Annotated in this window: 8 protein-coding genes; 5 read left to right on the forward strand and 3 right to left on the reverse strand. The window is 67.9% G+C overall.

Annotated elements, in window-relative coordinates:
• Nucleotides 1–465: 465 nt before the first annotated feature.
• From AB0924_RS11655 to brxD, 3 genes are all read right to left on the reverse strand, one after another.
• Complete coding sequence (locus AB0924_RS11655; protein WP_366911246.1) at nucleotides 466–3,252, reverse strand: competence protein CoiA family protein; 2,787 nt, start codon at nucleotides 3,250–3,252, stop codon at nucleotides 466–468.
• Between the two features lie 189 nt (nucleotides 3,253–3,441).
• Nucleotides 3,442–5,640, reverse strand: a complete 2,199-nt coding sequence (locus tag AB0924_RS11660) for a DEAD/DEAH box helicase (RefSeq protein ID WP_366911247.1) — start codon at nucleotides 5,638–5,640, stop codon at nucleotides 3,442–3,444.
• Nucleotides 5,640–6,989, reverse strand: coding sequence for a BREX system ATP-binding protein BrxD (gene brxD / locus AB0924_RS11665; protein ID WP_366911248.1), 1,350 nt, complete (start codon nucleotides 6,987–6,989; stop codon nucleotides 5,640–5,642). Before brxD ends, AB0924_RS11660 begins: the two co-directional genes overlap by 1 nt.
• A 460-nt stretch (nucleotides 6,990–7,449) precedes the next feature.
• On the opposite strand from brxD, the gene AB0924_RS11670 reads away from it, so the two are divergent.
• The 5 genes from AB0924_RS11670 (at nucleotide 7,450) to AB0924_RS11690 (ending at nucleotide 13,953) form a co-directional block, all read left to right on the forward strand.
• Nucleotides 7,450–9,567 carry an RNA-directed DNA polymerase gene (locus tag AB0924_RS11670; RefSeq protein ID WP_366911249.1) on the forward strand — a complete coding sequence of 706 codons (2,118 nt, stop codon included), beginning with the start codon at nucleotides 7,450–7,452 and terminating at the stop codon, nucleotides 9,565–9,567.
• 150 nt (nucleotides 9,568–9,717) lie between these two features.
• Entirely contained in the window at nucleotides 9,718–9,849 is a 132-nt protein-coding gene (locus AB0924_RS11675) for a hypothetical protein (RefSeq protein ID WP_366911250.1), read from the forward strand.
• 809 nt (nucleotides 9,850–10,658) lie between these two features.
• Nucleotides 10,659–10,874 carry a hypothetical protein gene (locus tag AB0924_RS11680; protein ID WP_366911251.1) on the forward strand — a complete coding sequence of 72 codons (216 nt, stop codon included), beginning with the start codon at nucleotides 10,659–10,661 and terminating at the stop codon, nucleotides 10,872–10,874.
• A gap of 221 nt (nucleotides 10,875–11,095) precedes the next feature.
• The gene (locus AB0924_RS11685) at nucleotides 11,096–12,913 is read left to right on the forward strand and encodes a DUF262 domain-containing protein (protein ID WP_366911252.1); all 1,818 of its coding nucleotides are present in this window, start codon (nucleotides 11,096–11,098) and stop codon (nucleotides 12,911–12,913) included.
• On the forward strand, nucleotides 12,910–13,953 hold the full coding sequence (locus tag AB0924_RS11690; RefSeq protein ID WP_366911253.1) for a CBS domain-containing protein: 1,044 nt from the start codon (nucleotides 12,910–12,912) through the stop codon (nucleotides 13,951–13,953). Before AB0924_RS11685 ends, AB0924_RS11690 begins: the two co-directional genes overlap by 4 nt.
• Nucleotide 13,954 lies beyond the last annotated feature (1 nt).

The following is a 13,954-nucleotide window of genomic DNA, read 5'->3' on the forward strand; positions in this document are numbered from 1 at the left end:
CAAGCGCCGGGAGCCCCAACGGCCACGGGGCTCGCACAAGTTGTCAGAGCAAGCGGGCAAAGATCGACACGGTTCCCGTCGATTTCCTTCACATGCGGGCAGGAATTAGCCTCTCCGGTTCAGCTACCCAAATAGGGCGAACCGGGTAGAACCACATCACGCCGGTGACCCGTGGAATCCGACAGTGCATTCGGCTCCCGACACCAATGGCGGAAAACGACTACTCCCGCGTACGTGACGCCGAGCAGACCACATCCACGCAGTGAACCGTTCGCCAGAGGCACGCAGCTTGTGAGAGAGCCCATATAGCGGGCAGGACGCGACGAGGAGCTCAGTGGCACCTGTTGGCCCCGGCCGCACAGCCCGAAGGCGGCCAGCCGTCCGGCACACGGTCCGGGCCGACGCGCGCCTACGAGTCTCAAGCCTTGAGCCGCAACCGGTCCGGCTGGCGTGGCCATCACATGATCAGCGGTGGCGCCAGAGCTGGTGGAGCCGGAAGACGTCCATGCGCCAGTGCATCTCGAGGGACACGTCCGGTACGCGCTCTCGGCCCAGACTGTGGCGGAGGTGCCGGTAGAGGCCGTGCGGCGACAGATCGGCGCCGGCGACCAGCGCGGACAGCAACGGCTCGTTCGCGGGTGTGTCACCGTCGACCATCACGAGGATCTCTCCCTGGTCGTCCGGATGAAGGTGGGGCAGCTCCCCGCCCAGGCGACGGCGCAAGTCTCCCCAAGTGACGGTGGTTCCGGCACGTGCCACGTCCTGAAGAACGGCGCGTACCCGGACGGCGAGAGGACGAAGGACGTCCATGGGTAGTTTTCCAGGCGCTCTGTCTCCGCCATCGGCGGGGTGCGTCACCCTGTCGATCGGCAAGCCGGCATCACCGCTCCCCTCCACCTGCCGCCGATGCCGGAGGTTGTTATGCCAGCGAACCAGCGCTTGCCTTTCCGACTTCGGCAGGTCTTTGGAGCGGCGGCGACGCAGTCGGTCAATCTCCTCAAGGGCAGACGCGAGTTCGGCCGTGGTCAGTGCACGTCTGCGCGTTCCGAGGTCCTGGATGATGGCCCGGATGGCCTGCAGCGAGGGATCAGCCGGAGACTTCCGCTCCTGGTCGCGCACCCATTGCTTGAAGTCACGCATCAGGCCCGTGACCGCCTCGCGGTCTTTGAGTGAGAGACGCAGGGCGTAGACGGGTCCCATGTCGCTGCGGACCTGCTTCGCCCGCATGAGATCACCGGCCTCGCGGGCGGCACGGAACTCGTCGGCCATCCGATCGAAGACCACACGCGCCGCTATGTCGGAAGCCTTGGCCGGTTCCGCCCCTTCCTGGTTCTCCCGGCTCCGATCGGACGGTGCTCCTCTGCGCCCGCGGAAGACGGTGCGCCAGTGGTGCAGTCGCTCCTTGCTCGTGCCCGGCAGGAAGGGCTCCCCGATCCGCGACACCAGGCGGTCCGCCTCTTCCAGAAGCCGGTAGAGGTCCACGAACGAGAGTTCGTCGCCTACCGCGTCGAGGTGCCGGAGGATGGCGAGGAGACGTGCCTGGGGTCTCTCTCCTTCTCGTGCCGTTGGCAGGCCGGAGGACTCGGGCCTGCCCTCCGACGCCGCGTGCCGTCCGGGGAGCGCGCGGTGTGCGCGATGAAGACGTTGCCGGTGCTCCCTCCAGATGTCGGCCGCTCGTGCCGCGTCGGTCCAGTGAGGCCAGCCGAGAGCCAGGAGTACCTGGCGGAAGAAGGGAGGCGGCACATCATTCGGCTGTGCCTGTCTGGAGAAGGTGATCAGACTGGACAGCAACGGCCTGCGCGCTTTGGCGTGCGGCGCGTCGACTGCGGTGAGGAGGCGCATCTGACGTGCCTGACTGACACTTTGGGCGTTCACCCCGGCCTGCTCGAGCAGTTCGTGCCAGGTGATGGTGGAGCCTTCGCGGGCCGTCTTCAGCAGGGCGCGGCTCAGCCCGCCGACGAGACGGCCGTCCGGGGAGGAGACGGGCGCCATGGGTGCGGCAACGGGTGCTGCCGGTGCCTCGTCGGTGGCCGCCTCCGGCGCCGGTGCGGCATTCCGCTTCGGGACAGCGGTCGCCGCCCCGGCGGGGGAAGCGTCCTGTGCGGCGATGTGACTGGATGGATCGAGCAGCTCCCATTCCGCCGCCTTCGTGGCGGGGATGCGAACGAACCCCTCGGCACGCAGGGCCCACGGCGACGCGGGACCGGTGCCCTGCGGCCCGCTGAGCACGGCCGCTCGTTCGGTCAACGCATACACGTGGTCGGGCCTCGGAGCCATGGCCGAGGTCGGCAAAGAGATCCGGGCACGGAACATGGCTGATCCGATGGGCTGTGCGTCCGCGTCGTAGATACGGCGGCCGTTTTCCTCGGACACCAGCGCGGCGCCTGTGAAGGCGACCTTTCCCGGCATGAGAGGAAGAACCGGACCGGCCGGGGCGGCTGCTGTGACGCTCGGGACCGGTTTCCGCTCTCCAGTGCCGGGTCCCGTGGCAGTGCCCGGCGCCGCCACGTCCTTGGGTTGCACCCCGTACGGGCTCTCCTTCAGCCACGGAGTGACGATCCCGGCGTGGACGAGCCGGCACTGGTCAAGAGTCGTCCATTCGACCCGGTGGCCGGGAAGGTGCGTCCCGATGTGCACGACGCGGGTGCCGTTCGCGGTCTCGCACCGGAAGCGCAGGGCATGCCCAGTGGCCTCGAGTTCGTACGGGGCGAGCTGGCTGTCCGGCCCGTACATGCGGACGGTGGGCGGTTTACCGGCCGGAGCGGCGAGCAGTTCCCCGTCGCTCTGCCACTCCTTGAACGCGCGCCGGGCCATCTGGACATGAATCAGACGGCGCTTCTTCTTCGATCCGAAGCGGATCTCGATCGCGTCGCTGCGGGCGTTCCCCTGCTTGACGTACTGCACGCTGACGTTCGGCTGGCCCTGTTTGCGGAGCCACCTGCTGATGGCCTCACCGATATAGAGGTGGTCGGCGCTGCTCTCGCCCCGCGCGGTGCGGTTGCAGCGCACGGGCGGACGGTGCGCGAAGTGTGACTTCTTGTCGTCACAGGCACGCAGGGTCAGCAGTTTGCCGCACCCTCCGAGGAGGACACCGCAGCTGAAGGCGTTGGAGCCGTACTCTTCGCGCAGCCGGCTTGCGGCTTGTTTCTCGTAGGGGAGGAACTGAGGGATCCCGCTGTCAGGACCGCCCCGTACGGCGGTCTGAACCTTGCGGGTGTCCTCTTCGTCGAACCCAAAGGTGGCCGGGGTCATCGAAGACCGTCTCCTTGCTACGCGCGCGAAGCCTCTCACCTGCGGCGATGCCGCCTGAGGCCACTCGAGGCGCGGTGTCGCACCTGCCTGGGGATCATGTCGATGGTCCGTCAGGGACGACTTGTCCGTGAATTGGCAGCGTACAAGGGAAGCACGACGCTGCCCCCTGTTCACACGGTATCGTCCGGTTCAGCCGCCGTGCTGAAAACGTACAGGTTCGCCGAGCACCAAGCGGGTTCCTGCGAAGTCCGCGAGCCGGGCCGCGACCGTTGCGACGGCGAGGCGTTCCGGGAGGGCAGCGGAGAATTTCAGGCCGCGTACCGCCCGAGGGTCCACGTCGGGCAGGACCAGGCTCTCGCCTGCGTTCTCGCGGGCCGTGCGCCAGTCGGCCGGAGTGAGGTCCTCGCGTAGGCGCAGCCAGCAGTCGGCGGGGCGCTGCAACGGGTCGACGACCGACTCGAGGGTGGCGGCGAGGGTGGCGTTGGCGCGGTAGCCGGCCCAGGTCCACCAGCGCACGTCTCTGCCGACGCGCGTGATCAGTGTGCCGCCCGGGTGCACGGTGTCGGGTCCGTCATTCTCGCGCTGTTCGGCGAGGCATGTCTCGGCGCGGCGGGTGAGCGACACGGGTGGGTCCTCACCGAGCAGGACCTCGCGCATGGCGCGTGTGAGGGTGTAGGTAAGCCCAGCGATGCCACCGTTCATCCACTTCGCGATGCCGCCGCCGTCTGCGGGTTCGACGAAGACCCGTTTGCGCAGCCAGTCGATGTAGGTGACCTGCCAGCTGCGTCCGCCGAGCAGTAGGCGCCGCGGTCCGGGGCGTTCTTCAGTCAGCACGCTCGGGTCAGTGCGACCGATCTCGGTTCGTCCGGATAGCACGGTGAACTGCGGAGGTGCCGTGAACGACGCCGTGAGCTCGATGAAGTGCCGCTTACCGAAACGGCGTTCTGCCTCTGGTCCAACGAACAGCAGGCCGCCGTCGCTGTCGAGGAAGCCCTTTTCGGTGAGGAAGCGCAGTATCGGGGCGGCGGACCGGTCGAAGGGAGGAAGGCCGTTCCACTGCCGGTCCCACATCTGGTCGCCGAGCTTGTGCTGTTGCAGGGTGACGGCGAGGAGCTGCTGCGCCACGAGGTGGCGAGGCTCAGGCGGTGGGACGACCGGTTCGACCCAACCGCGTGACCACAGCAACAGCAGCCCGGCCGCTTGGAGCAGGGTGTCCTTGCGGGTGGTGAGGAACAGGCAGTTGCGTACGGTGCCGGCGCGCCTGCCGGTGCGCCCGATGCGCTGCAGGAAGGAGGCAACGGAGGACGGTGAGTCGATTTGGATGACGCGGTCCAGGTCGCCTACGTCGATGCCGAGTTCAAGGGTGGACGTGGAGACGATGACGCAGTCGCGCGCTTCGGCGAACGCCTGCTCGGAGCGGGTGCGTTCGTCGACGGAGAGGGAGGCGTGGGACAGGAAGACGCTCACCTCGCGGGCCCGCAGCGCAGCGCCCAGTTCCTCGACCTGGCGGCGCGAGTCGCAGAAGACGAGGCGTTTCTCGCCCCGGTGCAGGGCGGCGATGAGCTTGGCGGCGTTGTCGAGGGAGCCCACGTAGTCCAGCTCCACCTCGCCCGCGGGACGGGGAAGCTGCTCAGCAGCGGTCTTCTGGGCGTCGCCCATCCCACCTGAAGCGGGCAGCATCACCCCCGGGGCGACGACGCGTCCGGTTCGGCTTCCCGCGCTGGCTCCCTGCAGCCAGCGCAGCAACTGCTCCGGGTTGCCGACCGTCGCGGACAGGCCGATGCGCTGGATGGGTCGGCCGGTGACCCGTTCGAGCCGTTCCAGTACGGCCAGCAGATGCCAGCCGCGGTCGTCGCCGGCGAAGGCGTGCACCTCGTCGACGACGACGGCCCGCACACTGCCCAGCAGCCGTGCGTGGTCGGTCTTGACGCCGATCAGCATCGCCTCGAGCGACTCGGGCGTGGTCAGCAGGATGTCCGGCGCCTCAGTGCGGATGCGCTGCCGCTGCGACTCCTTGGTGTCACCGTGCCAGAGCGCTGCGCGCCGCCCCAGCCACTGGGCGTAGGTGTCGACGCGACCGACCAGGTTGTTGAGGAGCGCCTTGAGGGGGCACAGGTACAGCACCGAGGTGCCGGTCCACCGCTGTTCGGCCATCGCGGACAGCAGCGGGAAGCAGGCCGCCTCGGTCTTGCCGCCGGCCGTCGGTGCCAGGAGAACAGTGTCCTCGCCCTCCATGAGCGGAGTGATCGCCGCCCGCTGGAGAGGGCGCAGGTCGCGCCAGCCGAGGGTGTTGACGATGTGGTGCAGGACGACGGGGTCGAGCCGGTCCAATACGTCGGCCCCTCCTTCGGCCGAGTCTGCCCCGGTCGAGCTATCGGCGTCCGCCATCACAACTCCAGATCGATGTCATCGGCGGACGCGGAACCGCCGGTGACCGTGGCGGCCAGGTTCCGCTCCACGTCGGTGAGCTCGCTGCTCGCGACGGTCAGCTTGTAATGCTTTCGGGGGTCGAAGTCGTCGAACTGGTCCACGCGGTCGAGGACATCCCCGACGAGCTTCTTCAGGAACAGCCTGGGCGCCACTCCGACCTTCCCGCCCAGCGCTCCCCCGACGGCCCGCGCGAGGTCCGCGACGTAGGAGTCGTCGACGACGGTCCGCACACGCTCGGACGACGATGCGGCGTCCGTGTACAGGTCCCTGATGGTGACGCCGAGGCCGACCAGGGACTCCTGAGTGAAGCCGGGCAGCCGGATCTGTACCGCGCGGGGGTTGTCGAAACGAGTGTCGGTGGTGAAGTCGGTGGCGAGCCGCTGGGCGAGCGGGGCCAGGCGCTGGACGCCCTGCTGGCCGTCGTAGAAGGCCGGCGTGCCGGTGATGACGAGGTACAGACCGGGGAAGCGCCCGGAGTGAACCTCGTCGATGAGTTGCCGCAGCGCGTTGAGCGCCTTGTCGCGGGCGTCGGAGCGGACCCTCTGGAGGGTCTCCACCTCGTCGAGGACGACGAAGAGGCCGGTGTGCCCGGAGTCGCGGAGCACGGTGAGTAGGCCCTGCAGGAAGCCGAGCGCGCCGAAGTGGTCGAGGTCGCCGCGCACTCCCGCCGACCGGCGTGCCGCGGCGGCCACGTGCGGCTGGCCGCCCAGCCAGGCGAGCACGGCGGCGGCGGTGGCCTCGTCTCCCTCGGCGAGCGCCGCCCGGTAGCCGCGCAGCGCGGTGGCGAAGGACGGCGCGTGCCGGGACACCTCGGCGAGCCGGGCGACGAGGAGCTTCTCGACCTCTTCCGGCAGCTCCTCCTCGGTCGCGCCGGCGGCGAGGGTGTCCTCCTCCAGCGCGTAGAACCAGGCGTCCACGACCGGCCGCAGCGCGCTGGGCGGGAAGCTGGGCGTGGTGAGCCGCTCGGTGAGCCGCCGGTAGACGGTCTCCAGCTTGTGCAGCGGGGTCTCGTTCTCGGAGATCTGGATCTCGGCCACGGCGAAGTTGCGCCGCTTGGCCCGCTCCCCCAGCCACCGGGTCAAGAACGTCTTGCCGGACCCATACTCACCGCGCACTGCCTTGAATACAGACCCGCCGGAGGCGACCGCGTCCAGTTCCCCGTCGAGCGCCGTCTCGAACCGGTCCAGCCCGGTGGCGAGCAGGTCCAGCCCGCTCTCGGGTACGGCGCCACGGCGCAGGGCGTCGATGACGGTACGGCGGCGGGCGGCGCTGACCTGGGCGGGGCGCCTTGATCCGGTGGTGCTCACGGGGACCAGTGTTCCATCTCCCTGCACATCAGGGCCTCGGCGAGGAATCATGATGTCCGGTTAATGATCATAAGTCAGAGTGTGTTGCCGTCCGCGCTGCCACCCTCACCGTTCGGGACGATCACGTGCAGGCCGACGCCGCAGCCGTGTCGTGCTGCCAAGCAGCGTGCGGAGCACCGTAGTACGGCGTGCCATCAGGCGACCTGCCTGTGAGTTCGACCTGCAGGGAGGTTACGATCCGGCTCAACGCAGTCGGCGGGTCTCAGGAACCCATCCCTTGCGATGGGCCCTCCGGTCTGGGGCACCTGGTGCTGATCACACCGGGTGCTGGGGATCGGTCCCTGTGCTTGCACAGGGCGGCGGAGGGATACAGCGGACCGCCCGCCTGTCGGGCTTGGAAAAACCACACTCAAGGTGAGGCTCGCCGACTGCGTCTCACAGGCAGGGACGAGACGGTTCGGTGACGACGACAGACGACTTCGCGGATCTCACCCCGGACCAGTTCCTTGAGGCGGTGGTACGCGGCTCGATCTACCCCTACACCGAGCACCGAATACCCAAGCGCCGCGGCGGACTGCGGACCCTGCACGCTCCGGTCCCGCGGTTGTCCGAGATGCAGCAGGAAATCCTGGCCCGCCTGGAGACTCTGCCAGCCGGCTTTCAGCCGCACCCTGCAGCGTTCGCCTACCGACGCGGCCGCTCGGTCGTGGACTGCGCCGCCGTCCATCTGCGAGCCCACACCGTGATCCGCCTGGACATCGCCGACTTCTTCGCGAGTATCCGAGAACGGCACGTCCACGCCGCTCTGAAGGACGCCTGGGCTCACCCGACGGAGCGCGGATACCGGATCGATCTTGCGGAGAACGACGAGGGCCACCGGGAAATCGTCCTGCGTCGTACCGGCCGCACCCTGGGCACGTACACTACGGCCCGGCTGGTCACCGTGTCGCCGCCTGAGCCGAACCACACCTGGACGAACCGTGGCACGGGGCATCGCATCGTGCGCCTGGAGGCCACCGGACAGAACTTCTCCGTCCGCCGGCCCAACCTAATCCACAAGCACACCCGCGAGGGGTTCCTTCCACAGGGCGCCCCCACAAGCGGGTACCTGTCGAACATCGTCATGCGCGACGTCGACGAGGTCGTCACCCACCAAGCTGAGTCCTTGGGGTTCCGCTACACCCGATACAGCGACGACCTGTACTTCTCGAGCCGTGCGCTCGTTCACCACGACGACGTCGACCGTCTCGTGGCCGGGGTGAAGAAGGCCCTGGAACCGCTCGGCATGAAGCTCAACACGAAGAAGACCTATGTGGCCCGTCCCGGTGCGCGCCGCAGCGTGCTGGGCATCCTCGTCGAAGGTTCAGCTCCTCGCCTGACACGCGAGCACAAGCGCCGCATCACCAAGCATGTGCGAGGGGCCGCGGCGTTCGGTATCGAGCAGCACCGCCGTCACCAGAAGTTCAAGGATTTGGCCGAGCTGGACGCCCATGTGACCGGGCTGCTGTCGTTCGCGCACATGGTCGAGCCCGGCTGGGCCGATGGACAACTCGCGGACTGGAAGCGGCTGCGCGAGATTCCCCTCGACCCCGAGGAACCGGTGAGTGTGCAGCATGGACTCGATCTGCCCTGGGACGAGGAGGTCGAGGTCTTCCAGGCAGACCTGGCCAAGGCCTCGATCGACGACCTCGTCCGCGGCGCCCAGCGCTATCGCTCGTCCTCGGACTACCTGCAGATGCTGGAATTCGTCGGTCGGTTCAAGCGGTACGCGCCGTTCAACGCGATGGTGGTCCATATCCAGAAGCCGGGGGCACGCTACGTCCTGTCCTCCTCGGAGTGGTTGTCGAAGTACCGGAGGGTGCTCAAGCCCGGTGCCCAGCCTCTGCTGATCTTCCAGCCCCGTGGGCCCTACGTGCTCGTGTACGACGTCGGGGACACCGAAGCCCTGCCCGGGGCCCTGCCTCTGCCCAAGAGGATCACCGCCCCGGTATCGGTGTCCTCCAGAGCCGGGGAAAAGGAAGTCGCCGAGGTCTGGCACCACACCGAGACGAACCTCGCACCCCTGGGGATCCGGCTCACCCTGGTCGACCACGGGGCCTCCTCATGCGGACGCACGTACCGCAGCAGGTCCGGCAGTTCCGTCGAGCGTCCCGGCAGCAGGACTGGGGACCGACCGGAGACATACCCGACGTTGTTCGAGATCGAGGTCAACCGGAACCTGCCTCTGCTGGACCGCTACGCCACGCTCGCCCACGAGCTCGGCCATCTGTTCTGCGGACACCTCGGCGCAGGCCCCGGGGAAACCTGGCCCGACCGGTACGTGCGGCCTCTCTTGGACGAGGATGCCGTGAAGGTCCGTGCACGCAACGAGGTCGAGGCCGAGTCCATCGCCTACATGGTCCTCAAACGCCTGGACCCGGATGTCCGGATGGGCGACTACATCACCGGACATCTCGGCCCCGACCAGCAGGTCCCCGAGACAGTCGCCCTCAACCTCACGTTCAAGGCCGCCGGCTTGATCATCGAGATGGGCAAGAAGCGCATCCCCGCCGCCAGACTCCAGAAGTCCAAGAAGTGATCAGGGCCCTCGTCCTTGCACGACGGCGCGGGAAGACTGGCCGATCAGCGTCCTGATTCTCGTCGACGCCCGCCGATGATCCGGTGAGCCGAGCGCGAGCGGACGCAAGATCTGCGGCCCGTCTTCACGACCGGTGAAGTCGACCGCCTGATGCGCGCGGCGAACCGGCTCCACAGGCTGGGCGACGGCGTGATGGCCAACGGCTCCACGACGGACGTGGCGATCGAGATCGCCCGCGACAAGGACGGCTCGGTGGTCTTGTTCCCCGCGCTGCCCGCGTAGGTGCAGGCGTGCTCGCACTCACGTGGTGTCAGCACCGTGGCCGACGGCAGGGCGGTTGCAAGTCTCGGGACCGCGTAGATTGCCTGTGTTCAGTAGGAGTTGGTGCGGCAAGGCGCAGGCGCGAGCCCAGTGATCACCAGGGTGTCTACGTCAACTAGTCACATTGCGGTCCCGTGCCTACCACTCCGATCCCCCGGATCCCTGCCGTCCTGGTGAAACTGGCCCCCGACCAGCAGGATGACGGCCGTCTGCATGTCCACCTCCAGCGCGTACCGACCCGCGTTCGCGTCGCGGGCGGTGGTAACCCCTGGTCGGCTTGCTGCTGATCTGCGCCTGCGCAGTCGTCTCCGGCGACCGGCCGAGTCTTCAGCGCCGCCTGCCTACACGGCGCCGCCGCCCCGCTCACAGCCAACCCCCCGCCCCCCTGCCTCGCATGATCCAAAAAGGCAGGGCCGGGCTACGCCGACACTCTGCTTTGAGCGCTGCCGTACGGTGCCGGATACAGACCTACGAGTTTCCGCGGCCGAGTCACCGCTCAAGTGGAGGCCGCAGTCGGACAACACACCGGTGGTATTCGGCCATACCTCCGGAACTGTCCGCGCAGTAACACTGGGGGCGGCACAATTGCTCCGCAGACCGACACCGCGTTCCCGGGGGACTCATTGACTCGCTCTTCATGCGCGCACATATCAGCAACCTGCTGGTTGCGGGCTCCGTAGAGCTCGTACGCGCATCGCTGGGAAGGACCACTCACCTCGGTGAGTCGTGCCCTCTTCCCGCAAGCGAGCCAACAAGTCAATGGAGGAACGGTGTCGACCAACTCGACCCATCAGGCGTGCCACCACCCGGCGCGTGACATCACCATCGTCACTCTCGTCTCCGGTGTGGTCTCTCTCGGCACTGCCGTCACGACGATGGCGTTCGATGTCAGCCCGTTGGCGACTCTCACGAGCAGCGGTGGTGCGTTCATCGCCGTCCTCAGCGCGGGGATGAACGTGCTCAACCACGTGAAGCGCAACGCGTAGCGCCTTCAAGGGCGGCCTGCTGGAAAGCGGGCCGCCCCTCTTCGCAGCATTCGCCACTGGCTGCAGCGAGCCCGCTGCCGCTCTCTTCGAAGCCCTGAGCTCGAAACCTCAGCTGGACGGTGCTCGCGATGATCTCGTTCTTCGGCGAACAGGTTGACGGTCACCGCAGAGCGCTGCTGGAATCACTCTCCGTACGTGCGGCAGGGTGAGAAGAGAGACACATGGCGGCACTGGACAATCTAAAGCTCAGGGACGTACTCGCGGATGTCGCCTCCGGGGCGTTACAACTGCCCGACTTCCAGCGGAACTGGAAGTGGGACGACGACCGGATCAGGGCGATCATCGCAACAGTGACGCTGGACTACCCGCTCGGTGTGGTGATGACGCTGCAGACCGGTGGTGCCACCCGCTTCCGTTCCCGCACGCTCACGGGGGCCCGCCCCGAGGGCGATCCGAAGGCGGATCTCCTGCTGCTGGACGGACAGCAGCGCCTCACCTCCCTCTTCCAGGCACTGTGGCTGGACGCCCCGGTGGAGACGTCCGACTCCCGCGGCAAGCCCATCGAGCGCTGGTACTACGTCGACATCGAGAAGGCCGTCGGACCGTCCGCCGACCGCGACGAGGCGATCCTGTCCGTCCCGGCGGACAAGGTGTTGCGCACCGACTTCAACCGCACGGTGGTACTGGATCTGCGAACCGAGGAGGCCGAGTGCGCGGCGGGCCTCTTCCCGCTGCACCTCGTCTTCGATGCCCAGCGCGTCAACCAGTGGAAGAAGGGCTACATCAAGGCGGACGAGGACCGGAACTGGGACCGCTGGGGCCAGTTCGACGAGCTGGTCCTCCAGCAGGTCCGCGCCTTCCAGGTCCCGATGATCCGGCTGGGCGCCTCCACCTCCATGGACGCCGTCTGCGCGGTGTTCGAGCGCGTCAACACCGGCGGCGTGCCCCTGAACGTCTTCGAACTGCTCACCGCCACCTACGCGGGCGACCCCGAGTACGTGGAACGGACCGGGGATTACTACCAACTTCCCGAGGTGTGGCGGGACATCAAGCAGACGCTGGCGTCGAAGTACCCGGTCTTCGGCCGGCTGGAGAGCGGGCTCGAGAATGGCCTGAGCAGCATCGACTTCCTGCAGGCCATCGCCCTGGTACGCACCTGGGAGCGCAAGGAGGCGGGTGTCGGGGCCGCGGTCTCATGCAAGCGGCGCGACCTGCTGGACCTTCCGCTGGCCGACTTCGTCCGCCTGGCGCCCGAACTGGCCGAGGCCTTCGCCTGGGTGGGTGACTTCCTGGAGCGGCAGTGCATCGTCCGGCACAACGACCTTCCGTACAAGACGCAGCTTGTCCCGCTCGCGGCCGTCCGCGCCATTCTCGGCGACAAAACGGAGGGCCTGGGCCCGGAGGAGAAGATCGAGCAGTGGTACTGGTGCGGAGTACTGGGTGAGATGTACGGCGGGTCGACCGAGACGCGCTTCACCCGGGACGTCGAGCAGCTCGTCGGCTGGATCCGGCAGGAGGACCACGCACCCGACACGGTCACGGACGCCTTCTTCTTCACCGAGCGGCTCGACACCCTGACCACCCGCAACAGCGCCGCCTACAAGGGGATCTACGCCCTGCTGATCAAACAGGGTGCGGTCGACTGGCACTACACCGACGCCCCGCTCAGCCCAGGTCGGCTCGACGAGTACAGCGTGGACGTCCGGCAGATCTTCCCCAAGGCCTGGTTCCGCCGGGGCAACAGCCAGGGCCTGCCGACGAGCTCGATCGTGAACAAGACCCCGCTGTCCTACCGCGCCACGATGGACATGCTGGGGGCACCGTCGTCCTACCTCTCCACTCTGATCGCCGCCTCCGACATGCGCCCCGAGTGGTTCGACGACGTGATCGCCACCCACCTGGTCGATCCGGAGGCGCTGCGCGAGAGCGACTACAAGCGCTTCTACACCGACCGCTCCCGGCAGTTGCAGGACCTGGTGCAGTCCGCCATGGGCAAGCGCACCATGCTCCGCGACTCCTCGGAGGGCGACGCCCGATGACCACCAGGCCCAGCGAGAAGGAACTCGCAGCGCTCAAGGGCAGCACCGTGCCCGTGCAGGGGATCCTCGACCTGTTCCAGGTACGGGTCCGCGACCACCGTACGGTGCACCTGATCTCGCAGGCGCTGGCGGACTCGGGACTGACGACACTGCCGGACTTCGCGGTCTGCGGACTGCGCAGCAGTGTCGACGTGGTCCCCATCGCCTCCGTCCCCGCGCAGGCAGGGCCCGTCGGGAGCGACGCCGGGGATGAGGCGGACGAGGCGCTCCCCTCGCTTCCCCAGCGGCTGCTGCTCGGTGACATCCCGTCGGCCAAGCGGGGCGTGCGCGGCGTCACCCTCGGGAACTCCCTGGCTCACGCCACCTTCCTGATGCGTACCGAGAGTTTCTCCCAGGTGCCGGTGACCACCGGCCTGGCGCAGATCCACGGCGTGATCACCTGGGGTTCGGTGGCCAGGATGTACGAGGCGGGCAAGCCCGCCACGCTGGAGAACGCCATGGAGAAGGACTCCCTGCCGGTCGCGGACGCGCGCCAGGAGCTCTTCGCGGCCCTCCCGGTGGTCAAGGAGCACGGTTACCTGCTCGTGCGCGGCGACGACGGCTGTCTGTCGGGCATCGTCACCGCCGCGGACGTCACGGAGCGCTTCGAAGGGTCGGCGCGGCCCTTCTTCATCGTCGGGGAGATCGAGTCCCTGCTGCGCCGCTGTCTGGGCGCGGCCCTGGACGAGGAGTCCGTCAAAGCCGTCCAGACGAACAAGAAGCCCGAGCACCGCACCGGCCAGGTGTCGGACCTGATGTTCGGCGACTACCTGAGGCTCCTGGACGGAGACCAGACGAAGCAGTCGCTCGCCGAGCGGGCCGATCTCAACTGGGAGGCCCTGAAGTGGCCGAACATGCCCCGGGAGCAGTTCATCGGCCGCTTGGAGCGGGTGAAGGACATCCGTAACCGGATCGCCCACTTCGACGAGAAGCCGCTCCCGAAGCAGATGATCGAGGAGCTGACCGCCTTCGCCGCGCTGCTGCGGGCGTTCGTCTCCTGAT

It is taken from the genome of Streptomyces sp. NPDC047869 (assembly GCF_040704065.1).
Taxonomy (GTDB): Bacteria; Actinomycetota; Actinomycetes; order Streptomycetales; family Streptomycetaceae; genus Streptomyces.

What these genes read in the sequence shown, in the direction of transcription:
- AB0924_RS11655 (WP_366911246.1), bottom strand. Translation starts at nt 3,252, where the DNA reads ATGACCCCGGCCACCTTTGGGTTCGACGAAGAGGACACCCGCAAGGTT.
- AB0924_RS11685 (WP_366911252.1), top strand. Translation starts at nt 11,096, where the DNA reads ATGGCGGCACTGGACAATCTAAAGCTCAGGGACGTACTCGCGGATGTC.
- AB0924_RS11675 (WP_366911250.1), top strand. Translation starts at nt 9,718, where the DNA reads ATGCGCGCGGCGAACCGGCTCCACAGGCTGGGCGACGGCGTGATGGCC.
- AB0924_RS11660 (WP_366911247.1), bottom strand. Translation starts at nt 5,640, where the DNA reads ATGGCGGACGCCGATAGCTCGACCGGGGCAGACTCGGCCGAAGGAGGG.
- AB0924_RS11690 (WP_366911253.1), top strand. Translation starts at nt 12,910, where the DNA reads ATGACCACCAGGCCCAGCGAGAAGGAACTCGCAGCGCTCAAGGGCAGC.